This is a genomic window from Blastococcus sp. SYSU D00669 (assembly GCF_054050715.1).
Genome location: NZ_JBJGZV010000016.1, coordinates 79,036 through 103,087 on the forward strand (window position 1 = coordinate 79,036; position 24,052 = coordinate 103,087).

General features: G+C 75.0%; 25 protein-coding genes. 3 read left to right on the forward strand and 22 right to left on the reverse strand.

The features are described 5' to 3' along the window. Nucleotides 1-44 precede the first annotated feature (44 nt). The 13 genes from ACI8AF_RS13320 to ACI8AF_RS13380 all read right to left on the reverse strand — a co-directional run bounded on the left by ACI8AF_RS13320 (nucleotide 45) and on the right by ACI8AF_RS13380 (nucleotide 10,627). Nucleotides 45-584: a hypothetical protein gene (locus ACI8AF_RS13320; RefSeq protein ID WP_456540196.1), complete on the reverse strand. Its 540-nt coding sequence runs from the start codon at nucleotides 582-584 to the stop codon at nucleotides 45-47. Between the two features lie 45 nt (nucleotides 585-629). Next, the gene (locus ACI8AF_RS13325; RefSeq protein WP_456540197.1) at nucleotides 630-1,250 is read right to left on the reverse strand and encodes an SGNH/GDSL hydrolase family protein; all 621 of its coding nucleotides are present in this window, start codon (nucleotides 1,248-1,250) and stop codon (nucleotides 630-632) included. A 75-nt stretch (nucleotides 1,251-1,325) separates the two neighbouring features. Further along, nucleotides 1,326-2,096, reverse strand: coding sequence for a 3-oxoacyl-ACP reductase FabG (fabG, locus tag ACI8AF_RS13330; RefSeq protein WP_456540198.1), 771 nt, complete (start codon nucleotides 2,094-2,096; stop codon nucleotides 1,326-1,328). Nucleotides 2,097-2,234: 138 nt separating this feature from the next. After that, nucleotides 2,235-2,663 carry an AAA family ATPase gene (locus ACI8AF_RS13335; protein ID WP_456540199.1) on the reverse strand — a complete coding sequence of 143 codons (429 nt, stop codon included), beginning with the start codon at nucleotides 2,661-2,663 and terminating at the stop codon, nucleotides 2,235-2,237. Between the two features lie 19 nt (nucleotides 2,664-2,682). Next, entirely contained in the window at nucleotides 2,683-2,946 is a 264-nt protein-coding gene (locus ACI8AF_RS13340; protein ID WP_456540200.1) for a hypothetical protein, read from the reverse strand. 105 nt (nucleotides 2,947-3,051) lie between these two features. Then, a complete protein-coding gene (locus ACI8AF_RS13345; protein ID WP_456540201.1) occupies nucleotides 3,052-4,392 on the reverse strand; it encodes an AI-2E family transporter in 1,341 nt (446 codons plus the stop codon). 46 nt (nucleotides 4,393-4,438) lie between these two features. Beyond that, nucleotides 4,439-5,194, reverse strand: coding sequence for a dienelactone hydrolase family protein (locus ACI8AF_RS13350; protein WP_456540202.1), 756 nt, complete (start codon nucleotides 5,192-5,194; stop codon nucleotides 4,439-4,441). Between the two features lie 22 nt (nucleotides 5,195-5,216). Continuing rightward, nucleotides 5,217-5,759, reverse strand: coding sequence for a hypothetical protein (locus ACI8AF_RS13355; protein WP_456540203.1), 543 nt, complete (start codon nucleotides 5,757-5,759; stop codon nucleotides 5,217-5,219). 37 nt (nucleotides 5,760-5,796) lie between these two features. Beyond that, nucleotides 5,797-8,256, reverse strand: a complete 2,460-nt coding sequence (locus tag ACI8AF_RS13360) for a hypothetical protein (RefSeq protein ID WP_456540204.1) — start codon at nucleotides 8,254-8,256, stop codon at nucleotides 5,797-5,799. 10 nt (nucleotides 8,257-8,266) lie between these two features. After that, entirely contained in the window at nucleotides 8,267-8,908 is a 642-nt protein-coding gene (locus ACI8AF_RS13365; RefSeq protein WP_456540205.1) for a hypothetical protein, read from the reverse strand. A 96-nt stretch (nucleotides 8,909-9,004) separates the two neighbouring features. Continuing rightward, a complete protein-coding gene (locus ACI8AF_RS13370) occupies nucleotides 9,005-9,526 on the reverse strand; it encodes a hypothetical protein (protein ID WP_456540206.1) in 522 nt (173 codons plus the stop codon). Between the two features lie 7 nt (nucleotides 9,527-9,533). Then, nucleotides 9,534-10,121, reverse strand: coding sequence for a SatD family protein (locus ACI8AF_RS13375; RefSeq protein ID WP_456540207.1), 588 nt, complete (start codon nucleotides 10,119-10,121; stop codon nucleotides 9,534-9,536). Nucleotides 10,122-10,159: 38 nt separating this feature from the next. Further along, nucleotides 10,160-10,627 carry a PPOX class F420-dependent oxidoreductase gene (locus ACI8AF_RS13380; protein WP_456540208.1) on the reverse strand — a complete coding sequence of 156 codons (468 nt, stop codon included), beginning with the start codon at nucleotides 10,625-10,627 and terminating at the stop codon, nucleotides 10,160-10,162. Between the two features lie 75 nt (nucleotides 10,628-10,702). Between ACI8AF_RS13380 and ACI8AF_RS13385 the strand changes: the two genes are divergently transcribed. Then, entirely contained in the window at nucleotides 10,703-11,992 is a 1,290-nt protein-coding gene (locus ACI8AF_RS13385; protein WP_456540209.1) for an AI-2E family transporter, read from the forward strand. Nucleotides 11,993-12,077: 85 nt separating this feature from the next. Continuing rightward, nucleotides 12,078-13,034 carry a proteasome assembly chaperone family protein gene (locus tag ACI8AF_RS13390; RefSeq protein ID WP_456540210.1) on the forward strand — a complete coding sequence of 319 codons (957 nt, stop codon included), beginning with the start codon at nucleotides 12,078-12,080 and terminating at the stop codon, nucleotides 13,032-13,034. Here ACI8AF_RS13390 and ACI8AF_RS13395 read toward each other — a convergent pair whose 3' ends face one another. The 7 genes from ACI8AF_RS13395 to ACI8AF_RS13425 form a co-directional block, all read right to left on the reverse strand. Then, nucleotides 13,035-14,339, reverse strand: a complete 1,305-nt coding sequence (locus tag ACI8AF_RS13395) for an MFS transporter (RefSeq protein WP_456540211.1) — start codon at nucleotides 14,337-14,339, stop codon at nucleotides 13,035-13,037. A 193-nt stretch (nucleotides 14,340-14,532) separates the two neighbouring features. After that, entirely contained in the window at nucleotides 14,533-15,414 is an 882-nt protein-coding gene (gene purU / locus ACI8AF_RS13400) for a formyltetrahydrofolate deformylase (protein ID WP_456540212.1), read from the reverse strand. Between the two features lie 53 nt (nucleotides 15,415-15,467). Beyond that, a complete protein-coding gene (gene ligD / locus ACI8AF_RS13405; RefSeq protein ID WP_456540213.1) occupies nucleotides 15,468-16,400 on the reverse strand; it encodes a non-homologous end-joining DNA ligase in 933 nt (310 codons plus the stop codon). 73 nt (nucleotides 16,401-16,473) lie between these two features. Further along, nucleotides 16,474-17,967, reverse strand: a complete 1,494-nt coding sequence (gene ligD / locus ACI8AF_RS13410; RefSeq protein WP_456540214.1) for a non-homologous end-joining DNA ligase — start codon at nucleotides 17,965-17,967, stop codon at nucleotides 16,474-16,476. A gap of 1 nt (nucleotide 17,968) precedes the next feature. Continuing rightward, entirely contained in the window at nucleotides 17,969-18,925 is a 957-nt protein-coding gene (ku, locus tag ACI8AF_RS13415) for a non-homologous end joining protein Ku (protein WP_456540215.1), read from the reverse strand. A gap of 198 nt (nucleotides 18,926-19,123) precedes the next feature. Next, complete coding sequence (locus tag ACI8AF_RS13420) at nucleotides 19,124-19,702, reverse strand: DUF1360 domain-containing protein (protein ID WP_456540216.1); 579 nt, start codon at nucleotides 19,700-19,702, stop codon at nucleotides 19,124-19,126. A gap of 30 nt (nucleotides 19,703-19,732) precedes the next feature. Beyond that, a complete protein-coding gene (locus ACI8AF_RS13425; RefSeq protein ID WP_456540217.1) occupies nucleotides 19,733-20,257 on the reverse strand; it encodes a hypothetical protein in 525 nt (174 codons plus the stop codon). Nucleotides 20,258-20,612: 355 nt separating this feature from the next. Between ACI8AF_RS13425 and ACI8AF_RS13430 the strand changes: the two genes are divergently transcribed. Next, nucleotides 20,613-21,011: an STAS domain-containing protein gene (locus ACI8AF_RS13430; protein ID WP_456540218.1), complete on the forward strand. Its 399-nt coding sequence runs from the start codon at nucleotides 20,613-20,615 to the stop codon at nucleotides 21,009-21,011. 47 nt (nucleotides 21,012-21,058) lie between these two features. On the opposite strand, the gene ACI8AF_RS13435 is transcribed toward ACI8AF_RS13430, so the two are convergent. Together ACI8AF_RS13435 and ACI8AF_RS13440 are read right to left on the reverse strand one after the other, a co-directional pair. Further along, nucleotides 21,059-22,081: a DNA topoisomerase IB gene (locus tag ACI8AF_RS13435; protein WP_456540219.1), complete on the reverse strand. Its 1,023-nt coding sequence runs from the start codon at nucleotides 22,079-22,081 to the stop codon at nucleotides 21,059-21,061. A gap of 49 nt (nucleotides 22,082-22,130) precedes the next feature. Next, on the reverse strand, nucleotides 22,131-23,984 hold the full coding sequence (locus ACI8AF_RS13440) for a SpoIIE family protein phosphatase (RefSeq protein WP_456540220.1): 1,854 nt from the start codon (nucleotides 23,982-23,984) through the stop codon (nucleotides 22,131-22,133). Nucleotides 23,985-24,052 lie beyond the last annotated feature (68 nt).

Below are 24,052 nucleotides of genomic sequence, written 5' to 3' on the forward strand. Positions count from 1 at the left end.
ACGCTACGGCGCCGGGCCCGGGTCGGCGACCGGATTCCCGCGGGTCAGGGGTAGCGCGGCGCCGCGGGCTGCGGCCGCAGCGCGAAGTGCTCGACGATGCGCGCCGCCGAGGCCGCCGGGTCGCTGACGTCGGTGTCGATCTCCAGGTCGGCCGGCGGCTGGTCGGCGGCGGGCGCACCGCGCAGCAGCCCCGGGTCGCGCAGCTTGTGGAACTCGCCGCGGTCGGGCAGGACGACGCGCCGCCGCTGTTCCTCGGCGCCGACCAGCAGCCGGACGAAGCGCACCCGCCCACCGGCCTCCTCGACCGCCGCGCGGGCGCGCTCGGCGAAGCCGGCCCGGACCGTGGCCTCCGGCGCGAAGGTGAAGACCAGCGACCGGCCGGCGGCCGCGGCCTCGGCGAACACCGCCGTCCAGAACTCCTCGCGCAGCCGCACGAACGGCGGCGTGCCGAACGGGAAGATCCCGGTGAGCAGGTCGACGACCAGGTGGTTGTGGAACACCGGGTAGCCGACCAGCCGCTCCAGCGCGCGGGCGGTGGTCAGCTTGCCCGACGCGGGCGGGCCGTGCAGGAAGACGAGGTCCACCCGGCGGACGCTAGGTGCGGGCCCCCGCCGCGGACCAGCGGGTTCTCAGGCGGCGGCGTCGCGCCGGGCCCGGGCGGCGGCGACCACGTGCGGGGCCAGCGCCCCGGCGATGAGGGCGTAGCCGGCCGCCGAGGGGTGGAAGCGGTCGGCCGAGAACAAGCCCGGATCGGCCGAGAAGGCCGGCCCGACCTGCGGGCCGACGTCGGCGAACGCGACCCCGGCGGCCCGGGCGACCTGCTCCTGGTGCCGCTGCAGCACCGAGCACGCCGCCTGCACCACGGGCCGGAAGGCCGGCGGCACGAACGGGACCATGGACATGTCCGGCGCCGGGACGACGACCACGTCGGTGCCCGCCGCCTGCAACCCGGCGACCGCCGTGGCCAGGGAGCCGGCGGCGTCGGCCGGCGGGACGAAGCGGGCCAGGTCGTTGGCGCCGATCACCACGACGGCCAGGTCGATGCCCAGCGGCGCCGCGCGGCGGACCTGGGCGGCCAGGTCGGCGGAGACCGAGCGGGGGACGGCGAGGACGTGCAGGTCGACGGCGAAGCCCTCGGCGGTCAGCGCCGCGGCCAGCCGCGGGCCGAGCCGCTCGTCGGGGTGCCGGGCGCCCTGCCCGTACCCGATGGAGTCACCGAGGACGGCGAGCCGGAGCGGAGTGCGTGCCACGCCTTCCCATTACCCCAGAAAATCCCCGACGGTGCCGGGCCCGGGCGGCCGGTGGCCGCCCGGGCACCTCGCCGTTCAGGCCTTGGGACCGCCGGCGGCGTAGATGACCTGGCCGGACACGAAGCCGGCGCCCTCGCTGACGAGGAACGAGACCAGGTGCGCGATGTCCTCGGGCTGGCCCACGCGCTGCACCGGGATCTCCTTGGCGGCGAACGCGATGAAGTCGTCGAAGGCGATGCCCATGCGCTCGGCGGTCGCCTTGGTCATCTCGGTCTGGATGAAGCCGGGCGCGATCGCGTTCGCGGTGACGCCGAACTTGCCCAGCTCGATGGCGACGGTCTTGGTGAAGCCCTGCAGACCGGCCTTGGCCGTGGAGTAGTTGGTCTGCCCGCGGTTGCCGAGCGCCGAGACGCTGGACAGGCTCACGATCCGGCCGAACCTCGCCTCGGTCATGTACTTCTGCACCGCGCGGGTCATGAGGAAGGCGCCGCGCAGGTGCACGTTCATGACCGTGTCCCAGTCGGACTCGGTCATCTTGAACAGCATGTTGTCGCGGGTCACGCCGGCGTTGTTGACCAGCACGGTCGGCGGGCCGAGCTCGGCGGCGACGCGCTCGACGGCGGCGGTCACCTGCTCGGTGTCGCTGACGTCGGCGCCCACGGCCAGGGCGGTGCCGCCCGCGGCCTCGATCGCCTCGACGGTGGCCTTGGCCTGCCCCTCGTCCAGGTCGAGCACGCCGACGGCGAGCCCGTCGGCGGCCAGCCGGATCGCGGTGGCGGCGCCGATGCCGCGGGCCGCGCCGGTCACGATGGCCACGCGGCGGGCCGCGCTCCCTGCCTCGCTCATCTAAAGGTTCCCTTCGTCCGGATGCCGGCCGCCCGCCGGGCTGCTGCGCCGGGGCGGCCGCCTGCTGCGCCCGCCAGGTTACGGGCGGGTAGCAACGGCCGTGCCGGAAGGTCCGGGTGCCTTGGTCGGCCGGGCGGGTCAGGTCGCCGGGCGCAGCACGTCGACCGCGGCGAAGCCCTCCTCCGGCGTCGGCGGCACCAGCCGGGCGCGGGTGGCGTGCACCCCGACGAGCGGCACGCGGGCCCGGCCCTCCCGCCGCGCGTTGCGCTCCAGGCACGTCTCGACGGGCACGTCCAGCCAGACGGCGCGCACCGGCACGCCGGCGGCGCGGGCCGCCGCGACGAGTGGTGCGCGCTCCTCGACGGAGGGGTTGGTGTTGTCGACCACCACGCTGCGCCCCGCGGCCAGCAGCTCGGCGACGACGCGGCGCTGCCGCGCCTCGCGCCGGCGGGCGCGGGGCCAGTGGTCCTTGCTCACGACGGCGTGGCTGCCGGCCAGGTGCTGGGCCACCCACGTCGTCTTCCCGCTGCCCTGGAGCCCGACCACCACGACGAGCTCCTGAGCCACGGGACGGGGACTACCCCGTTCAGGCGGGCTGGCGCAACTGGGTCACCGCGGCGTCGTCGGGCAGCACGTCCTGCGACGCCGGGTGCTCGACCAGGGCCAGCACGCGGTTGGCCATGAACCGCGCGGTACGCACACGGGTGCCGCCGCGGGTGGTCTCGGTGACCTCCACGAGCCCCCGGCCGTGGGTGATCTCCACCCGGCGGCCGGCCCGGGTGGCCTCGATCTCGTAGGTGCGGGTGTCGTCACCGGCGTCGATGACGACCTCGACACGATCGCCCTTCATGGGTCTCCTCCTCGGCTCGCCGAGCGGCGCGTCCACCCGGTACCGGTGCAACGTACGGAGCGGGTACGACATTCCGTCTGCGCAGCTCAGCGGGCGTGTCGAGGGTCAGCCGTGGGGCGTCCGGCGGTGCGGGTGCAGGGCCCGCACCGAGGCCAGCGCGGCCCGCCGGGCGTGCGCCCGCCGGCGGGCTCTCGACGTGCGCGGCGCCCGCGGTTCCTCGCGGAGGATGACGTCCAGCCAGTGCCCCCGCGGGTCGACGTCGACCAGCAGCGCCTTGACCAGCAGGGTGAGCGGGATGGCCAGCAGAGCGCCGAGCGCGCCCAGCACCCAGCCCCAGAACAGCAGCGCCACGAACGTGACCGTCATCGACAGCCCGACCGAGTCGCCCACGAAGCGCGGCTGCACCAGCGTCTGGACGACGAAGTTCAGCACGCAGTACAGGATCACGACGGCGGTGAACTTGCCCCAGCCGCCGGCGAGCAGGGCGAGCAGCGCCGGCGGGATGAGGCCCAGGACGAAGCCGATGTTGGGCACGTAGTTGGTGATGAACGACAGGACGCCCCAGAGCACGGCGGCCGGGACCCCGAGCAGGGCCAGGCCGATGGCGTCGCCGACGGCGACGACGAACCCGAAGACCGTGCTGACGAGCAGGTAGCTGCGGGTGCCGCGGGCGAAGAGGCCGAGCGCGATCGGCAGGTGCGGGCGCTCGGCGGCGACCAGCGCCAGCCGGCGGCCGAATCCCCCGGACTCGATGGCGAGGAACACCAGCGCGGAGAGCAGGAGCAGCAGCGTGCTGGCCGCGTCGGTGAGGCGGCCCAGCAGCCCGGTGGCCACGCCGACCAGCTGGCTGTAGTCGATGCCGCGGACCAGGTCGGAGAGCTGGCCGCTGACCACCCCGGCGTCGTTGAGGTCGAGGACGACGTCGCTGATCAGCACCTCGGCGCGGCCGGCGTAGTCGGGGAGCAGGGCGGCGAACTGCGCGATGGAGAGGACCAGGAGGCCGACGAAGGCGAGCAGCACCGTCCAGACGAGGACGAGCAGCACGGTGGCGCTGGCCCAGCGCGGCCAGCCGGCGCGCATCAGCCAGCTCTGCACCGGCGCGAGCGCGATGACCACGACCAGCGCCAGCAGGATCGGCGCGACCAGCCAGGAGATCTCCCGCAGACCGGCGATCGCGACGGTCGCGGCCGCCGCCCCGAGCAGGAGCAGCAGCCACCGCGGCAGCCCGCCGGACGCGGGCATCGGCTCCGCGGCCGGCGCGCCGGGCACCGCGACGGCGGGCCCGGGCTCGGGCACCCCCTCCGCCGGCGCCGCCGCGACCTCGGCGGCGTCCACGGTCTCCGTCGGCAGGGCCTCCGGTGAGGCCGCCGGCGGCCGGGACGCCGCGGCGGACGTCTCGTGCGAGGGCGCCAGCCGGTGCCCGGGCAGGTTCGGCTGCGCGACCATGCTCCCCCCTCGTGCGCGGCTCGGTGGCCGGCGCCGTCCCGCCAGCCTAGGTCCGGGCGACCCGGTCGGTGAGCGCGAGGACCCGCCGCCAGACGTCCGCGCAGGCCTCCTCCCACTCCCCGAACGCCCGGTCGAAGAAGGAGTGCGGTGCGCCGTCGTACACGGCCGTCTCGACCTCGGCGCCGGCCGCGCGCATGGTCTCGGCGAGCGCCAGCTGGTCCGCCACCGGGGTGGCGGCGTCGGCGCCCGCGATCACCATCAGGGTGGACCGGTGCGCCCGTCCGGCGGCCTCTCCGACCACCGACGGCTTGCCGTAGAAGCCGACGCACGCGGCCAGGTCGAGGTCGCCGCCGCTCTGCCGCCAGGAGTGGCTGCCGCCGAAGCAGAACCCCACCGTGACCACCGGCAGATCGGGCCGGGTGCGCCCGCGCAGGTAGTCGACGGCGGCGGTGAGGTCGGCGTCGATCGACTGCGGCCGGGTCTGCGGGATGTGCGCCTGCCAGTCGAAGTCCGCCCCGCGCGTCCCGGGATCCCCGCACACGCCCGCCGTCCGCCCGAACCAGTCGAACGCGACGGCCGGCAGCCCGGCCTCGGCGAAGCGCTCGGCGAGCGCGACGTAGTACGGGTGCAGACCGCGGATGTCCGGCAGGATGACCACGCCCACCCGCGGCTCGGCGGCGGGCGCCGCGTACGCGGCCGAGAACTCGGCGCCGTCGGCGGCGGTGAGGGTCAGCGTCCCGCGTTCCGCGACGTCCCCGGTCCGGGGCGGCGCGGGCGGTCGGCTGTCGTGGTCGTGGCACATGGAACCGGTCCTACCGGCGCCGTCAGTCCGCCGCCTCCTCGGGGGCGTGGGCGTCGCCGCCGAACGTCCGGGCGGCGACCTCCCGGCGGGCGCGGGTCAGCCACTCGTGCTGCCGGTCGGCCTGCTCGATCAGCCGGTCCAGCTCGGCCCGGTCGAGACGGCCGTCGATCTCCGCGACCTCCCGCAGCGTCTCGAAGCCGCTGCGCTTGGCCCGCACGGCCGAGGCGAGGAACTCGAACTCGACCAGGTCGGACAGCGGCGAGCGCTCGAGCAGGCGGCCGTTGAGCTTGGCCCGCGACACCTTCTCCCCCACCCACAGCGCGGCCTGCTTGTACCGGCGGACGGGGAAGCCGACCGCCTGCATCTGCGTCTCGAGCGAGGAGTTCTCCTCGCGCAGCTCGGCGAGCAGCTGGGTCAGGGGGCCCTCGTAGGCGGTGCCGCCGTGGACGCCGAGCATCCGCTTGACCAGCTCGATGCCGCCGACCGAGGCGGCCAGGTGGTCGTTGCAGTAGACCGCGAGCAGGTCGGGGTTGCGGACGGCACCGGAGGCGGGCGACTCGGACACGGGATCATTCTCGCCGCGCGGTGATCATCCCGCGCGCTCAACCGGTGGCGCCGGACGACGTCGGCGCGGGTTCGGGCGCCTGCTCGGCCGGCAGTTCCGCCGACTCCTCCGCCGGTGCCGACGTGGTGGCCGCGGGCTCGTCGGTCGCGGTGCCGCCCGTGGACGCGTCGTCAGGGGTCGTCGTCCCGGCCTGCTCGCCGACCTCCCCGGTGGGTGCGGCGTCCTCCTCCGTCCCGGCCGGAGCGTCCCCTGCCCCGTCGTCGGCCGTGCCGTCGGCCGTGCCGGCTCCCCCGGACGGGGTCCCCGTGGGCGTCGCCGACCCGCTCCCCGTCGCTGCCTGCTCCGGGGGCTGCTCCTCGGCCGCCTGCTGCACGACGGCGAGGATCCGCTCCTCGAACTCGGTGAGCCGGTCGCGGAGTTCCGACAGGGAGAGCCCCGCGATCTGCTCGCCGAAGGCGCGCAGCTCTGCCCAGACCGCTGCGAGCTCGCGGCCGGCCTCCTCGCCGAGCGGGCCGGGGACGCTCACGACCAGCTGGGTCGCCAGCGCCGCGGTCACGCACTCGACGCAGGCGTAGTTGACCGCGGTCGCGAGGTTCTGCGGCACGACGACGTCGACCGAGCCGACGAGGACGACGACCTGGAAGGCGACGGCGACGGTGCGGCAGCCGGTGCAGCTGGCCGCGGCGAAGGCCTCGTTGCGGTTGAGGGCCTCGTCGCCCTCCTCGACCCAGATCAGGGAGAAGGAGACGTCGTAGAGGACCGAGCCGTCCTCGGTGTTCACCGCCAGGGCCTGGTTGTCGCCCTCCCCCGGTGGGAGCGGGCGGTCGAACGGGAAGACCCACGTCGGCGCGTCGGTGGCCGCCCCGCCGCCGTCGCCGGTGCCCTCGCCGGGACCGTCCGCGGCGGTCGAGCTCTGCGACGCGGGCGTGAGCACCAGGGCGAGCGCGGGGGCGTCGGCGGTCGGCAACGGGCCGTCGTCGGGCCAGATCGTCAGCCCGGTCCCCCGGCTGCCCTGGTCGAGGCCGGGCGCGCTGCCGCCCAGCGCGGCGGGCACCGCGTCGAGGACGGTGCCGCCCTCGTACGGCTGCACCGGCCGGTACCGGTCGCCGGCGGGCCACCACGCCCAGGCGAGACCCGCGAGGAGGGCGGCGGCGACCACCAGCGCGAGAGCGCGCCGGCCCGGGCGCCCCTCGGTGCGCCGCCGCACGCCGGCCGCCGCCCGCCGGACGGCGCTCGCGAGCACGACGAGCAGGCCGGCGATCGGCAGCACGACGGCGACGACCGCCAGCGCGCGGGCGAGCGCGCCGAGGATGTCGCCGTCGCCGACGTCGCCGCCGACCAGCGACGCCTGCTCCCGCACCGACGCCCACGCGGTGCCCAGCAGCCGGGGCAGGGCCAGCACCATGAGCAGGAAGGTCCCGAGCATCAGCGGGACGACGAGCAGCACCCACAGCGTCACGACCACGCGCGCCCACGGCTCGAGCGCGGCGGCCTCGGGCGAGCGCCGGCGGCCCGGCAGCAGTCCCCGCAGCACCGGGCCGATCCGCTGGTAGAGGTCCGGCACGCCGGTGACGTCGGCGAGCACGTGGTAGCCGTCGAACCGCAGCAGTGGGGCGAGCTGGCGGACCATCTGCAGGATCTGCGTGGCGACCACCAGCAGCACGGCGTGCCAACCGGTTCCCCACCAGACGGCGAAGGTCAGCAGGACGACGACGGCGTTGAAGTACAGCCCGCCGAGGTCGGTGCGCACCCGCCCGGCGCGGCCGAGCCGGTAGCTGTCGGTGACGTCGGTGTAGAACGCCGGCCAGAGCAGGTACAGCCCGAAGCCCATGGCCCCGGGCGTCGCCCCGCCGTATCGGGCTGCCGCGGCGTGCCCGAACTCGTGGAAGCCCGCCGACAGGACCGTCACCAGCACGATCGCGAGGAAGACGCCGGGGACGGCGAAGGCCTGCGCGGTGGCCGCGGCCAGACCCTCCCGGAAGAGCACCCAGAAGGCCACCGCGGCGAAGGCCAGGACCACCGGGACGACGACCAGCGGCGAGAAGAGCACCGCGAAGGGCGCGGTGACCCGCCGCGTGACGGCGGGGTCGGTCACCACGCGGCGGAACCGCAGCCCGAGCAGGGGTGCGGAGCGGCGCAGCTCCGGCTCGCGGCCGTCGGCCGGGAGCAGGAGCCCCATCGGCCGCAGCGACCGGTCGACCAGCTGGCGGACGTCGTCCGGCCGCACGAGCCGCCCGGTGGCGGCGCCGACGGCGTCGGCCACCTCGGCGACCGTCCGGGAGCCGTCCACCGCGGCGAGCACCTGCTGCACCAGCGGGGTCAGCGTGACCACCTGGCCGTCGCCGCGACGGGCGAGCGCGGGCGGCCGGCGGTAGCCGGAGCCGGGGATCTCGCCGAGCAGCTCCACGCCCGCGGCGCGCTGGAGCACCTCCCGGTCGGTCCCCGCCGCGGCGGGCGCGGCGGGGACGGCGAGCGGGACGGTGCGCGGACCGGTCATCCGCGCGGGATCACTGGGTGATGCCGGAGGACTGGTCCGCCGTCGCGTGCGCGTCGGCGTCAATGTCCTGCGTGATGATCGCGTCCTGCTGGGCGATCGCCGTGGCCTGCGAGTCGATCGAGCCCACGTTGGCCGCGACGGCGGCGTCGATCGGGGCGGCGACGTTGGCGTTCGCGGCCACCGCACCGGCGACCGGGGCGGCCAGGTCGACGTCGGCGGCCAGGTCGACGTCCACGTCCAGGAGGTCGCCGGAGAGCGGGTCGCCGACCTCGGTGCCGTCGTCCGGCACTGTCGGCGCCGGGGCGGGCTCGTCGCCCGCGTCGGCGTCGTCGCCGGTCTGGTCGACGGTGGCGTCCTGCGGCGCGGTGGCGACCGCCTCGCCGGTGATGCCCTGGTCGATCAGGGCGCCCTGGTCGGCGAGGGCCTGGGCGGTCGAGCCCTCCGACAGGACGTTGGCGCCGACGGCCGCGTCGATGGGCGCGGCGACGTTGGCGTTGGCCGCCACGGCGAGGTCGATCGGGGCCGCCGCGTCGAGCGCGATGTCGAGGTCGGCGTTCAGGTCGAGCAGCGAGACGACCTCCTTGTCCGGCAGCGCGACGGCACCCTCGGCGGCGAGTTCCTCGGGCGAGAGCGGGCGCGGGTCCTGGGTCACGGCTCCTCCTCCTGGCTCGGGATCGGGCCGGGGCATTCCCCGCCGCGGAGAGGTAGAAACCGCAGGTGGGGCGGAGGAACCTGATCGGGTGGCCGGTCAGCGGCGGAGGAGCTCCACGACGCCGACGCAGGCGACGGCCCACAGGGCGCTGGCGAGGGTGCCGAGGATGAACCGCTCGGCGGCCGCGGACACCTTGAGCTCGGCGAAGCGCCCGAGCCCCTTGACGGCCAGGACGACGGCGAGGCCCTCGGGCCAGCCCACCAGCAGCGTGCCGGCGACCGCGGCCCGCTCGAGGACGCCGATCCAGGCCCCGCCGCGCAGCACGTCGGGGTCACCCGGCCCGCCGGCCGCCACCGCGTCGGTGGGGTCGGCCGAGCGGAGCACCGCGGTCGCGACCGGCCCCCCGCCGACCACCGCCGCGGCGAAGGCGAGCAGCACGGTCGCCTGCACCACCCCGCCGGACGCCGGGTCGGCCACCCACGCCAGGACGGCGGCGACGCCCAGGGACGCGACCGGCACGGTCGCCGTCCACGCCGGGCGCACCCGCTCCCCCAGCAGGGTCAGCGCCAGCCCGCCGACGACGGTCAGCGACACCAGGATCAGGACGGCGACGAGCACGGACACCTCATCCCGCGGCCCGCGCCAGCAGGCGGGACGCCGTCGGGCGCAGTTCGCGCTCCAGTTCCCACAGGCCCGCCGCCAGCCGCTGGCCCACCGCCTGGCGGGAGATGCCCAGCGCCGCGGCGGCGTCGGACTGGGTGCGGCCCTGCTCCACGAGCTCGATGGCCTCCCACGCCTGCTCGCTGCGCCGGTCGACCAGCGCGGCCAGCGCGGTGAGCACCGCCTGCGCGTCGGCCGCCTCGGGCGGCACGGCCCCGCGCACCGCGAGCCGGAACGGGCGCTGCTTGGCCGCGTCGATCGCCCGCCGGGCGGACAGGTACGCCGGCCCCGCACCGGCCCGCGTGCTCTCGGGCAGCGGCGTCTGCACCGGGCCGGCGCCCACGCCGATGCTCCAGCCGCCGAGCCGCACCAGCAGCAGCACCACGTCGACCACGTCCGCCGGTTCGGCCAGCAGGCCCTGGAACTCGTCGCCGGCGGTGCGCTCGAACGGCAGCAGCACGGGCACGGCGCCGTCCAGCCGGCGCAGCGCGTCGCCGACGCGGTCGGGACCGCGCCGGCTCGCGCGCTGGTCGACGGTCAGCACGTACGGCACTCCGCAAGCCTGTCAGCTTTCACCGGCGCAAGCAAGGGTCAGAGCTTGCCGATCACCTCGGGCGGGAAACCGCCGGTGGCGACCGGCCCCCATCCGGTGATCGTGATCCGCAGCAGCGACTTGCCCTGGCGCACCATGGCCGCGCGGTACTCCTCCCAGTCGGGGTGCTCCCCGCTGATCACCCGGAAGTACTCCACGAGCGGCTCCAGCGCCTCGGGCAGGTCGAGCACCTCCGCCTCGCCGTCCAGCTGCGCCCACGGGCCGTCCCAGTCGTCGGACAGGACGCACAGCGAGACCGCGGGGTCGCGGCGGGCGTTGGCCACCTTGGCCCGCTGCGGGTACGTGGAGACGACGACCCGCCCCTCGGTGTCGACGCCGAAGGTGACGGGGGAGAGCTGCGGGGCGCCGCCGGACCGCCGGGTGAGCAGGACGGCCCGGTGCCGGGGCCGGAGGAACTCGAGCAGGGCGTCGCGGTCGACGCGGTCGGCGGTTGCGGTTCGGGGCATGCGGGAACGCTACGACGCAGGTACGACGGCGGCGCGTCCCCGTGCCGCCGCCCTGCGTGTGTTGGGATCTTGACCATGAAGCTTCCGCTGCCCGGCCGCCGGGACGTCGACGAGGCGACCGCCGATCCCGACGACGACGCCGTGGCGGGCGACCGGCTCCCCGACGCCGGCGCCCACACGACGCTGCCCACCTCCGCGCCGGCACCGGGGCCGGCGCGGGGGGAGCGGGTCCGCTCGGCGACGCGCACGATGGCGATCGCCTCCGCGCAGCTGCTGTTGATCGTGGCCGGGGTCGTCGTCCTCGGTTACGTGCTCGGCAAGTTCTGGGTGGTGCTGCTGCCGATCGTGCTCGGCCTGCTGTTCACCACCGTGCTCTGGCCGCCCGCCCGCTTCCTGCGCCGGCACGGGTGGCCGCCGGCGCTGGCCGCCACGGTGGCGCTGCTGGGCTTCCTCGCCGTCTTCGGCGCGATCGTCGCGGTGATCGTCCCGCAGGTGGCCGACCAGTCCGGCGAGCTGGCCGACCAGACCGTGGCCGCGCTCGACGACGTGCAGGAGTGGCTGCAGGGTCCGCCGTTCAACATCGGCGAGGACCAGATCGGCAACGCCATCGACTCGGCCATCGCCCGGCTGCAGGAGAACGCGACCGACATCGCCGGCTACGCGCTCACCACCGCGACGTCGATCGGCAACGGCCTGATCAACCTCGTGCTGGCGCTGGTCCTGAGCTTCTTCTTCCTCAAGGACGGCCCGCGGTGGACGCCGTGGCTGGCCGCGCAGACCGGCCCCCGGGCCGCGCCCCACGTCACCGCGCTCTCGCAGAAGGCGTGGACGACGCTGTCGGAGTTCATCAAGCAGCAGGCGCTGGTCGGCTTCGTCGACGCGTTCTTCATCGGCGTCGGGCTGCTGGTGCTCGGCGTCCCGCTGGTGATCCCGCTGGCGGTGATCACGTTCCTGGGCGCGTTCATCCCGATCATCGGTGCGTTCGTCGCCGGCGCCTTCGCCGTCCTCATCGCGCTGGTGACCGAGGGCCCGACCGACGCCCTGATCGTGCTGATCATCGTGATCGTCGTGCAGCAGATCGAGGGCAACGTGCTGCAGCCGATCATCCAGGGCCGCGGGTTCAACCTGCACGCCGCGGTGGTCATCCTCGCGGTCACCGCGGGCAGCAGCCTGGCCGGCATCATCGGCGCCTTCCTCTCGGTGCCGGTGGCCGCGCTGATCGCCGTCACCTACCGCTACGTGCGCGACCAGCTGGACCAGCGAGATCCCGAGGTGGCCGCCGACGGGACGGTGGCCCGGGTGGCCGGCGACGAGCAGGGCAGCCGGCTGGTGGCCGAGCCGGCGGCGGACGGCGACCGCGGCTGATCCCCGGCCGGGGGACGATGGGAATGCCGGACCCTCCGCGGGAGCTGCACCGGGGGTCCACCGGCAGAGGCTGTAGGAGGTCGCCGTGGTCCAGCGTCCGGAGGAGCTCGTCGAGCTGCTCCCCGAGGCCGAGCCGCTGCTCGCCCGCGAGGCGGAGGCCGGCGCACCCGGGGAGCGCCGCGGGCTCGTGCTCGTGCACGACCTGGCCGGCGAGTTCGACGCCGCCCACGCCGCGGCCCTGGCCGGGTCGCACCTGCTGGCCGACCTGCCGCACCGGGTCATCGCCCGCTTCGACGTCGACAGCCTGGTCGACTACCGGGCGCACCGGCCGCGGATGACCTTCCAGGGCGACCACTACGAGTCGTTCACCGCCCCGGAGATCAACCTCTACGCGGTCGAGGACGACGCCGGCGAGACCTTCCTGCTGCTGCACGGCGCCGAGCCCGACTACGCGTGGCAGCGCTTCGTCGCCGCCGTCCAGTGGCTGGTCGAGCGGCTCGGCGTGACGTCGGTCGTCGCGCTGCAGGCGATCCCCATGCCGGTGCCGCACACCCGCCCGGTGACCGTCACCGCGCACGCCAGCCGGCGGGCGCTCATCGAGTCGTACCCGGTGTACTGGGGCGAGATGCGCATCCCGGGCAGCGTCCCGGCGCTGCTCGAGCTGCGGCTCGGCGAGGCCGGCGTCGACGCGTTCGGCGTCGCCGCGCACGTGCCGCACTACCTGGCCCAGGCGACCTACCCGGCCGCCTCGCTCACGCTGCTCGAGCACCTGGAGCGGCTGACCGGCCTGCACCTGCCCGTCGAGGGGCTGCGCGAGGCCGCCGAGGCCAACCGCACCGAGATCGACGAGCAGATCGCCCGCAACCCGGAGAACACCGCGGTCGTGGCCGCGCTCGAGCAGCAGTTCGACGCGTTCACCGCCGCGCGCGAGGACAACGGGCTGCTCGGCGAGACCGGTGGCCTGCCCAGCGGCGACGAGCTGGCCACCGAGCTGGAGCGCTTCCTGGCCGACCAGGACCGCAAGCGCCCGCGCGGCGACTGATCAGACGCGCCGCGTGCGCGCCACGGCCAGCGCGAGCGCCCCGAGCACGCCGACGACCGAGAACACGTAGAAGCCCCACGGGAACGCGTTGCCGGCGGCGAACAGCGCGCCGGTGAGCACCGGCCCGACGATCGCGCCGACGCGCCCCGCACCGGCCGACCAGCCGAGCGCCGTGGCGCGCACCTGCGGCGGGTGGTTGCCGCTGACGAACGCGTACACCAGCACCTGCGAGCTGAAGACGAAGCAGCCGGTGAGGAACACCAGCACGTAGAGGCCGGCGATCGGTAGCCGCACCGAGAGCAGCGCGAGGAAGACCGCGGCGGCGGCGAACCAGATGATGCCGGCGGTGCGCGTGCCGATCCGGTCGGCGACCGCGCCGGCCACCAGCAGGCCCACGATCGCGCCGACGTTGAGCACCAGCAGGAAGGCCAGCGCGGCGCCGAGGTCGTAGTCGGCCTCGCGCATGATCGTCGGCAGCCAGTTGTTCAGGCCGTAGACCAGCAGCAGGCCCATGAACGACGTCACCCCGATGACCACGGTGTTGCGCAGCCACGGGCGGGCGAACAAGGCCTTCAGCGTGGCGCCGGCGCTCTCCCCGGCGTGCTCGTCGACCGCCGCCGTCGGCTCCTCAAGCTCCAGTCCGTAGCGGCGGGCGACGTCCTCGGCCTCGGCGCGGCGGCCCCTGGCCACGAGGAAGGAGGCCGACTCGGGCAGCCGGAGCAGCATCAGGGGCACCAGCACGAGCGCCGGCAGCGCGCCGATGACGAACATCCAGCGCCAGCCGATCGGCTCCACCACCACGATCGCCAGCGCCGCGGTGGCCACCGCACCCACGTGGTAGCCGGTCATCACGGTGGTGGTCGCCCGCCCGCTGCGGCCGCCGCGGGTGAACTCGTTGACCATCGCGATCGCCGTCGGCAGGCAGCCGCCGAGGCCGAGGCCGGCCAGGAAGCGCAGGACGCCGAACGTGCCGGCGTTGGGCGCGAAGGCGCAGAGCAGGGTGAACAGGGAGAACGAGGCGACGGCGCCGATGAGCGCCTTGCGCCGGCCCACGAGGTCGGTCAGCGTGCCCACGGTCAGCGCGCCGATCATCATGCCGACCAGGCCGATGGTGATGACGAACGTCGTCCCGGCCCCGGACAGCCCCCACTCGGAGGGCTCCTGCAGCGCGGGCACCACCGTGCCGACCACGACGAGGTCGAAGCCGTCGAGGAGGACGGCGATCCAGCACAGCGGCGCGACCCAGCCGGCGGCGCGGGCTGCGGTCCCGGCGCCGCTGCGGGTCGTGGTGGACGACGAGCTCATGTCCCCTCCAGGTCCTCGGTGGCCGACCGACGGACCCTAGGTGCGCAGGGAAGGCGGAACCCAATCGATCTTTCCGCCCAGTGGGAGCCGGCCTCGGGCCCGGCACCGACCGTGTGCGCGGAGTGCCAGGGGACGCCCGCCCACTGCCAGGTCGCGCGGCACGGTCGCCGCGTCGAGCGGCGGCGCCTGTCGGTCAGGCGAAGACGATGGTGCGGTGGCCCTCGACGATGACGCGGTCCTCGACGTGCCACGTGACCGCCTGGGCGAGCACCTGCCGCTCGACGTAGCGGCCCACCCGGCGCATGTCCTCGACCGTGGCGCGGTGGTCGACGCGGGCGACCTCCTGCTCGATGATCGGGCCGGCGTCCAATTCCGGGGTCACGTAGTGGGCGGTGGCGCCGATCAGCTTCACGCCGCGGTCGTGGGCGGCCTGGTACGGGTTCGCCCCGACGAAGGCCGGCAGGAAGCTGTGGTGGATGTTGATCAGCCGCTCCGGGAAGCGGGCGCAGAAGTCCTCCGAGACGATCTGCATGTAGCGGGCCAGCACCACCAGGTCGACGTCGCCGATGAGCTCCAGGGCCCGGGCCTCGGCCTCCGCCTTCGTGCCGGGCGTGACCGGCACGTGGTGGAACGGGATGCCCGCCGCCTCGGCCACCGGCTCGAGGTCGGGGTGGTTGGAGACGACGGCGGTGATCTCGGCCCGCAGGTCGCCGGCGCGGACCCGGTAGATCAGCTCCTGCAGCACGTGGTCGGTCCGGCTGACGAAGACGGCGACGCTCGGGCGGTGCGCGGCCTCGGTCAGCCGCCAGGTCATCCCCCACTGCCGGGCGAGCAGGCTCAGCGCGCCCTCCAGGTGCTGGCGGTGCGTGGCCAGCCCGGGCAGCACGAACTCCAGGCGGAGGGTGAAGGTGCCGCCGACCGGGTCGGAGGAGTGCTGCTGCGACTCGGTGATGTTCGCGCCGACGTCGGCCAGCAGCCGGGACAGGACGGCGACGATGCCCGGCCGGTCGGGGCAGCGGACGACCAGCCGGCCGGCGTCGGTGAACCGGTCGGGCTCCGGACCTGCAGCAGACACGACGGCGATCGTCCCAGACCGCCCCGGCGCGGTCCTCCCTCGGAGGGGGCCCCTCAGACGGCGGGCAGCGTCGCGCGCTGCCGGTCGGCGACGTCGAACAGGTCGCCGTACTCCTCGACCCGCTCGAGCACCTCCTCGGTGCGGAAGCGCAGCGCACCGGGTTCGGCGTCGCCCTCCCTGACGGCGTCCACCTCGTCCCAGCCGATCGGCGCCGAGACCGTGGCGTCGGGCCGGGCGCGGAGCGAGTACGGCGCCACCGTCGTCTTGGCCGGGTTGTTCTGGCTCCAGTCGACCAGCACCTTGCCCGGCCGCAGCACCTTCTCCATGCGCCAGACCACCTGCTCGGGCGTCTCGGCCGAGAGCTCCTGCGCCAGGTGCTTGGCGTAGCGGCTGGGGTGCTCCCGGTCGGTGACCCGGATCGGCGCGTAGACCTGCATCCCCTTCGAACCCGACGTCTTCACCACCGGGTCGAGGCCGTCGGCGACCAGCCGCTCGCGCAGCCGCTCGGCCACCAGGCAGCACTCGTAGATGCCGGCGTTCGGGCCGGGGTCGAGGTCGAGCACCAGCAGGTCGGGCAGCGCCGGCTGGCGCTTGCTGCCGATCTGCCACTGCGGCACGTGCAGCTCCAGCGCGGCCAGGTTGGCCGCCCAGGCCAGGTCGGCCACGGTCTCGAGCAGCACCATGTCCAGCACCTCCCGGCCCTTGGAGCTGCCCGGGCTCGGCACGGTCACCCGGCGCACCCAGTCCGGCGCGTGCCGGGCGCTGTTCTTCTCGAAGAACGCCTGGCCCTCCACGCCGTCGGGCCACCGCGTGAACGTCACCGGCCGGCCGGACAGGTGCGGCAGCAGCACCGGGGCGATGCGCACGTAGTAGTCGATCACCTGGGCCTTGGTGAACGAGACGTCCGGGAAGAGGACCTTGTCCAGGTTCGAGACGGTCAGCTGCCGACCGTCGACCCGCACCCGCTGGCGGGACTCGGCTACCACGTCTGCCGTTCGCCCCCGCCGTCGCCCCGCTCCTCGCTCGCAGAGCTCGCTGCGACGCCCACTCCCTGTCGGCTCACCACTCGACCACCACGTCCTCCGGGTCCACGTCGTCCCGCAACCCCCGCCACGAAGGGTGGCGCAACCGGCCGTCCGCCGTCCACACGCCGTAGGCGACCTCGCCCACGAGGACCGGTTCCACCCACCGCGCGTCGCGGGTGACCTCGCGCGGGAGCGCGCCGTCGAACGGCGAGGTCCGCCGCGGGGTGAACAGCCCCTCGAGCTCGCGCAGCGCCTTGCCGGTGAAGCCGGTGCCCACGTGCCCGGCGTAGACGAGGCGCCCCTCGTCGTCGTGCACCCCGAACAGCAGCGAGCCCACTCCCCCGGCCCGCCGTCCCTTGCCCGGCCGCCAGCCGCCGACGACGACCGACTGGGTGCGGAAGTTCTTGACCTTGACCCACTCCGGCCCGCGGACGCCGGGCCGGTACGGCGCGTCCAGCCGCTTGGCGACGACGCCCTCCAGCCCGTTCTCCAGACCCGCCGCGGCGACGGTCTCCCCGCCGCCGGCGAACCAGGGGGTGGCGCCCCAGCGGTGCCCGCTCGGCGCGAGTGCGTCCAGCCGGGCCCGCCGCTCGGCGTAGGGCAGGTCGAGCAGGTCCTCGCCGTCGACCGCGAGGAGGTCGAACACCAGGTAGGTCACCGGCTTCTCCGCGGCCATCGTGGGCACCTCGGGACCGGTGCGGTGCATGCGGTTCTGCAGCGCGCCGAAGTCGGGGCGGCCCTGCTCGTCGAGGGCCACCACCTCCCCGTCGAGGACGGCGTCGCGCCCGGCCAGCGAGTCCGGCAGCCGGGCCAGCTCGGGGTAGCGCACGGTGATGTCGTCGCCCTTGCGCGAGCGCAGCGCGAGCCGGCCGCCGGAGACGAAGGCGACGGCGCGGACGCCGTCCCACTTGAACTCGTAACCCCACGCGTCGTCCTCCGCGGCCGGCGGCAGCTCCCCCGGGGTGGCCAGCATCGGGGCGAACCCGGGACCGGTCAGCCGGGCCGGCAGCCGCTCGGTGGACGGGTCCAGCCGCTTGAGGTTCCAGGTGCCGTCGGCGAGCGGGAAGAGCACGTACCGGCCCCGCAGCCGGCGACCGTCGAACCGGACGATGACGTGCCTGTCGTCCCACTTCTCGGTCTCGTAGCGGCCGGCGTCCCAGATGGTCACGTGCCCGCCGCCGTACTCGCCGGCGGCGATGGTCCCCGCGAAGGAGGCGTACTCCAGCGGGTGGTCCTCGGTGGGGACGGCGAGCCGGTTCACGTCCGGCTCGAGCGGCGGGCCCTTGGGCACGGCCCAGCTCTTGAGGACGCCGTCGCGCTCCAGCCGCAGGTCCCAGTGCACCCGCTCGCCCCGTGGGTGGGCGGGATCTCCACGAGGCGTGCGGTGCTCCTGGACGACGAAGGTGTCGTCGTCCCCCACCGGCAGCGGCTGACCCTCCGGCGGCACCGGCTCCGCGGTGCGCGCCGGGTCCCGCTTGGCGCGGTACTCGGCCAGCGGGTCGGCCGCCGATCGGCGCCGGGCGGGCACGTCAGGCGCTGCGGCGGGTGGCGCGCTTGGCCGGCTGCTTGTCCGCCGCCGCCGTCTTCTTCGCCGTCGTCTTCTTCGCGGTCGTGGTCTTCTTCGCCGGGGTCGCCTTCTTCGCCGGCGCGGCCTTCTTCGCCGCGGCGGTCTTGCGCGGGGCGCTGCGCGGCGCCGGCTCCTCCTCGGCGCCGCCGCCGCGGGCCCGCTCGACGCTGGCGCGCAGCGCGCTCATGAGGTCGACCACGGCCGCGCCGGAGTCGGCCACCTCGGGCACCGGCTGCACGTCGCCACCGGAGGTCTTGGCCTCCAGCAGGGCCTCCATCGCGGCGCGGTAGTCGTCGGTGAACTCGCCGGCGTCGAACGAGCCGGACATCGAGGCGATGAGCGCCTCGGCCATCTGCAGCTCCTGCGGGCGGACCGAGATGTCCTCGTCGAGGAAGCCGAAGTCGGGCGTCCGGATCTCGTCGGGCCAGCGCATGGTGTGCAGCACCAGCACGCCGTCGCGCACGCGCAGCGCCGCCAGCGACTCCCGCTGACGCAGCGCGATCTTGGTGATCGCGACCTGGCCGGCGTTCTCCAGCGCGTCGCGCAGCAGCACGTACGGCCGCGTCGCCGGGCCGTCGGGCTCCAGGTAGTAGGTCTTCTCGAAGTGGATCGGGTCGATCTCGTCCTGGTCGACGAACTGCAGGACGTCGATCTCGCGCCGCGTCGACAGCGGCAGCTCGTCGAAGTCCTCGTCGGTCAGGATCACCAGCTGCCCGTCGGGCAGCTCGTACCCCTTGGCGATGTCGGAGTACTCGACCTCTTCGCCGTCGATCGAGCAGACCCGCTTGTACTTGATCCGCCCACCGTCGGTGACGTGCACCTGGTGGAACCGGATGTCCTTGTCCTCGGTCGCCGAGTACAGCTTCACCCCGATGCTGACGAGGCCGAACGACACCGCCCCGCGCCAGATCGACCGCATGCCGCCCCTTCCCCTGCCTGGGCCCGCTCGGGTCCCGGTGACCGCCAGACGGTCGAGAATCCGCAGGATAGGGGCGAGCGGGTGCCCGCGTCAGGTCGACCGGCCGTCGGTCTCCCCCGTCCGGGGGACACGCCGGCGGGGGAAGAGGTCACCGGGCGTGGACCGCCCTCGTCCTGCGTGCCCGGGGCGGAACCGCACTCATCGTCCTCCTTCGTCGACCCCTTCGCCCCCGCCGGTCAGCGCGCCGTTCTGGATCGCGTCGTAGAGGAACTGCAGGACATCGGAGCCGGCGACCGTGGTCATGGTCAGCGCGGCGAGGCGGGTGGCCCGCGGCGCGGTGGCGTAGCCGAACACGAACGCCGTCCCCACCCACTGCGCGAGGCAGAACGGGCAGGTGAGCAGCTCGCCGACGGCGTGCTTGGCGCCCCCGTGCTCGCGGACCTCCTCGGCCACCTCCGCGTGCCCGGAGGGGCCCTGGAAGGCGGTGAACGGCGCCCGGAGCGGGCTGGTCACCGGGTCCTTGGCCAGCCGCCGGGCCAGCCGGAAGGTGGCGACGGTGAGCAGGACGGCGTCGCCCACGGGGATGCGGTCGGGCAGGTCGCGGCCGGAGGCCCGCACCGCGGCCGCCCCCGCCGCCACCAGCCCCGCGTAGACGCCCATCGCGCCGAGGTCGCCGCCGAGCGGGCGCTCGGCGCCGTTGGTGTACTCGCGCTTCTGGGTGCGGGCCCAGCGGCGTACCGGAGCGCTCAACCGCTGCACCTCCTCTGCGATCGCCATGGGCGGGCAGCTACCCGTCCGGGACGCCGCTCAGTCCACGACGTGCATCGCGGTCTCCTCGGGGCCCTCGCCCCCGACGACGGGGTCGAGGGCCGCCTCGACGTCGTCGGCGGTGCGGTTGGTCCCGGAGTCGGAGACCGGGGTGGTGTCGTAGTCCTGCTCGAGCTGGCCGATGCCGCGGGCCGGGTCCTCGGCCGGTCGCACGTCGGCGACGTCGTCGGCGATCTCCTCCTCCAGGCGACCGGACAGCGGCTTCCCCTCCTGCTGCTCGAGGGCGGTGGTGCCGAAGCCGACGGTCGCGTGGCTCTCGCGGTCGCCCGGTTCCGGGGCGAACTGCGGGTCCTCGGACCGCTGCATGGTCGGGAAGTCGTCCTGGGAGACGTCCGGCACCCCGTTGTCCTCGGGGAAGACGTCGCGGGCGGTCTGGCCCTCGGGACCGGTGGCCCCGGTGCCGCCACGGACGGCGTCACGGGTCCCCGTGACGCCGCGCTCGTCGTCGGGGAACTCGCGGTCGTTCTGCGCGGAGTGGATCGCGCCGGCGTCGTTCTCGCTCATGGGGTGGCCTCCGTTCTGCGTGCGGCGGCGGGGCGCGCGCACTCGTCCGTCCCGGGGGACGGGGGGACCGGCCGGTCGACCGGTGTCGTGGTCGCGCCCTACCCGTGGGGCTGCACCCCATGCGTGACCCTGCTCGCGGAGGCGCCCCAGGCGGGGGTTGGCGTGGGATGATCCGGTTGTCTACGTTTGATCTGCGGTTGAACAAGCAGCCGTCTCTCGCCGGGACCCCGCGTTCCGGCAGGTAACACGTTCGAGGACGCTCGCCCCGGGGCCACGACATCCCCGGAGCGGGCAGCGGTAGATTGACCACCGCGGTACCGCCGCCCGGTCCTGCCGCCGAGAGGAGCTGCTGTCCGTGACGACTTCCGATCTGCCCGCCGAGGGTCAGCACGACGTGCCGGCCGAGGGCACGGAGGCGCCCTTCGACGACGTGATCACGCTGTCCACCTCGACCGGTGAGGACGGCTCGGTCACGGTGACCGTCGTGGGCGAGGTGGACACCTTCACCGCCCCCGTGCTGCGCTCCTCCCTGGACAGCCAGCTGGAGCAGCAGCCCAAGGAGCTGGTGATCGACCTCTCCGGCGTCCAGTTCCTCGGCTCCGCCGGGCTGGCCGTGCTGGTCGAGACCCAGAAGTCGGCGCGCTCCCGCGACGTCGGCCTGCGCCTCATCGCGACCACGCGCGCCGTCACCCGCCCCCTCGAGGTCACCGGCCTGATCGACCTCTTCACGATCGCCGACAGCGCCGCCAACTGAGCGAACGACGAAGGGCCCCGCCGAGCCGGCGGGGCCCTTCGTCGTCGTCAGGCGGTCAGCATCCGGCAGACCGCCTGCTCCAGCACCCGCTGCTGGCTGCGGTCGTCGGGCGCGTGCTGCGCCTCCTGGAGGGCCTCGACGATCGTCTCACCGGACTCGAACCGGTCGACCACCCGCGGGTCCACGTAGGAGGCCTTGCAGACGGCGGGCGTGTTCCCCAGCGAGTCCGACACCCGCTCGTAGGCCTGCTTGACCACCCGCTTGCGCGCGGTCCTCGACGCCGGCGGCGGCACCTCGGCCAGCGTGGCGGCCATCAGCACCGTGGCGTTCCAGGTCCGGAAGTCCTTGGCCGTGATCTCGGCGTCGCTGACCTCCTTGAGGTAGGAGTTGATCTCGCTGCTGGTGACGTCGTGCCAGACCTGCCCCTCCCCCGCCGGGTCGTCCACCCAGTAGCCGAGCAGGTCCTCGCCGGTGTCGTCCGGCCGCCTGAGCAGCTCGCGGACGACGTCGGCGGTCGGCTTGTCCTTGAGCTCGAGCTCCCAGTCCTTGCCGCCCTTGGCCGGGAAGGCGAAGAACACCTTCTCCCCGCGCACCCGCACGTGGTCGCGCCGCAGCGTGGCCAGCCCGTAGGTGCCGTTGTCCTCGGCGTACTGCTCGCTGCCCACCCGGAAGGCGCCGAGGTCGAGCAGCCGGACGGCGGCGGCGAGCACCCGGTCGCGGGACAGGCCGCTGCCGGTGATCGCGTCGTACACCGCGTCGCGGACGTCGGGCAGCTGGTGGGCGATCTCCAGCACGCGCTCGTGCTTCTCGGCGTCCCGGCGCTGCCGCCAGCGGTCGTGGTAGCGGTACTGCTTGCGGCCGGCCGCGTCGAAGCCCGTGGCCTGGATGTGCCCGTTGGGCCAGGGGCAGATCCACACGTCGCGCCAGGCCGGCGGGATGGCGAGGGCGCGGACCCGGTCCAGCCGCTCGTCCTTGATCAGGACGCCGTCCTCGTCGTAGTAGGCGAAGCCCTTGCCGGCGCGGCGTCGCCGCCACCCGGGACCGTGCACGTCGCTGCGCCGCAGTCTCACGAGCCAGGGATGCGCACCGGGGCCGTTCCCCAAACCGGCTGTCCCCCGCTCAGTTGAGGTCGACCAGTCCTCCCAGCCCGCTGATCTCCAGGACGTGCCGGGTGACGCCGCCCTCCGGCGCGTGCACCACCAGGCGCCACTGCTCGTCGCGGGCGATCCGGGCGATGGCCAGCACGACGCGCACGCCGGCGCTGGAGAGCAGCGTGACGCCGCCGAGGTCGAGCTCCACCCGGGACGTACCGCCGTGGCTGGCCTCGAGCAGCCGGATGCGCAGCAGCTCGGCGCTGACGATGTCCACCGCCCCCGACACGCGCACCACCGCGCACGGCATCGTGGTCCGGTCGACGACGACCGTGGCGGCGGCCTCGGCCACGGCGCGCTCCACGTCGACCTCGGGGGTCCGGCGCAGCCGGATGCTGAGGGTGACCGTCGTCCCGTGCCCCTCCTCGAGGACGACGCGGTCGACCATCTGCCGCATGATCAGCAGGCCGCGGCCGCGGTCGCCGGGATCGCGGTCCGGCGGCCGCCAGGAGCCCTCGTCGCGGACCTGCACGGTGAGCACGCCGTCGACGTCGACGTGGGCGTCGAGGTACATGCGCCCCGGCTCCTTGCCCCGGTAGGCGTGCTCGACGGCGTTGGCGCACGCCTCGCCGACGGCGACCATCACCCCCACCCGGTCCTGCTCGCCCATCCCGAGGCCGGCCAGCCAGGCGCCGAGCCGCCGCCGCACACCCGGGAGGGACGACGGCACCGCGGGCAGGTCGAGCACGACCGGTTCCAGCGACATCGCCCGGCGGTGGGCGACGAGGACGGCGACGTCGTCGGGCCAGCCCTGCGGCGTGCGCACCCCCTCGGCCACCGCGGCGGCCAGGTCGGCCGACGCCTCCACCTCCAGCGGCGCCGCGCCGGCGAGCACCTCGGCGGCGACCTCGGCCAGCCGGGACATGCCGTCGCCGGGGCTGTCCCCCGCGCCGACGACCGCTCCGTCGGAGACGAGCACGAGCGTGGCGCCCTGCTCCAGCAGGTGCTCGGCGACCTCGGTGACGGCGTCGGGCACGCTGCCCAGCGGTGGCCGCGGCGTGACCGGCAGGAAGCGGGTGTCGCCGTCGGTGCCGACCACCAGCGGCGCGGGGTGGCCGGCCGCGGCGTAGGTCAGCCGCCCGGTGGCGGCGTCGAGCACGCCGTAGAAGACAGAGGCGCCCTCGACGTCGTCCATCTGGCCGGCGAAGGCGTCCAGCGCGCGGATGACCGACGCCGGCTCGGGGTCGAGCAGCGCGCTGCTGCGCATCGCGCCGCGCAGCCGGCTCATGGCCCCGGCGGCGGGGACGCCGTGCCCGACCGCGTCGCCGACGACGAGGGCGAGCCGGCCCTCGCCGAGCGCCACCGCGTCGTACCAGTCCCCGCCGGCGGCGCGCACCGAGCTGGCGCGGTGGTAGCTGCCGGACAGCCACAGGTCGGGCAGCATCGGCAGCGACGGCGGCAGCAGGCTGTGCTGCACCTTCTCGACGACGTCGACCTCGCCCACCGGCCAGGGGCTGCGCTCCTCGTCGTCCACGGTCTCCAGGACGAGCAGCGCGCCGTAGCCGCCGCCGACCTGCAGGGGCCGGACGACGGCCGTGCCGACCGGGCCGTCGCCGCCGACCGGGCCGTGCAGCGCGTCCTGCCGGCCGGCGCCCAGCGCGGCCTCGACGAGCTCGGTGACCGGGCGCCCCCCGACGACCGGCAGGTCGCCCCAGCCGGCGCCCATGCCGCGGGCGCGCGCGTTGGCCCAGACGGCCGGCTCGCCGACGCCGGAGAGGAACCAGATGGCGGCGGGCGCGGCGTCCATCGCGGCGACCAGCACGGCGGACCCGGAGTCCTCCGGCGCGGTCGGCGGCTGCTCGTCGCCCGTGCTCGCACTCATCTCGCCGCCAGACAACAGCAACCCCGGGGGGTCGGCAACCGGGCTCGGGACCCGTCCGCGCCGTGGTC

What these genes read in the sequence shown, in the direction of transcription:
- ACI8AF_RS13440 (WP_456540220.1), bottom strand. Translation starts at nt 23,984, where the DNA reads ATGAGTGCGAGCACGGGCGACGAGCAGCCGCCGACCGCGCCGGAGGAC.
- ACI8AF_RS13380 (WP_456540208.1), bottom strand. Translation starts at nt 10,627, where the DNA reads ATGCCCCGAACCGCAACCGCCGACCGCGTCGACCGCGACGCCCTGCTC.
- fabG (WP_456540198.1), bottom strand. Translation starts at nt 2,096, where the DNA reads ATGAGCGAGGCAGGGAGCGCGGCCCGCCGCGTGGCCATCGTGACCGGC.
- ACI8AF_RS13360 (WP_456540204.1), bottom strand. Translation starts at nt 8,256, where the DNA reads ATGACCGGTCCGCGCACCGTCCCGCTCGCCGTCCCCGCCGCGCCCGCC.
- ACI8AF_RS13425 (WP_456540217.1), bottom strand. Translation starts at nt 20,257, where the DNA reads ATGAGCGAGAACGACGCCGGCGCGATCCACTCCGCGCAGAACGACCGC.
- ku (WP_456540215.1), bottom strand. Translation starts at nt 18,925, where the DNA reads ATGCGGTCGATCTGGCGCGGGGCGGTGTCGTTCGGCCTCGTCAGCATC.
- ACI8AF_RS13350 (WP_456540202.1), bottom strand. Translation starts at nt 5,194, where the DNA reads ATGTGCCACGACCACGACAGCCGACCGCCCGCGCCGCCCCGGACCGGG.
- ACI8AF_RS13395 (WP_456540211.1), bottom strand. Translation starts at nt 14,339, where the DNA reads ATGAGCTCGTCGTCCACCACGACCCGCAGCGGCGCCGGGACCGCAGCC.
- ACI8AF_RS13420 (WP_456540216.1), bottom strand. Translation starts at nt 19,702, where the DNA reads ATGGCGATCGCAGAGGAGGTGCAGCGGTTGAGCGCTCCGGTACGCCGC.
- ACI8AF_RS13340 (WP_456540200.1), bottom strand. Translation starts at nt 2,946, where the DNA reads ATGAAGGGCGATCGTGTCGAGGTCGTCATCGACGCCGGTGACGACACC.
- ACI8AF_RS13345 (WP_456540201.1), bottom strand. Translation starts at nt 4,392, where the DNA reads ATGGTCGCGCAGCCGAACCTGCCCGGGCACCGGCTGGCGCCCTCGCAC.
- ACI8AF_RS13385 (WP_456540209.1), top strand. Translation starts at nt 10,703, where the DNA reads ATGAAGCTTCCGCTGCCCGGCCGCCGGGACGTCGACGAGGCGACCGCC.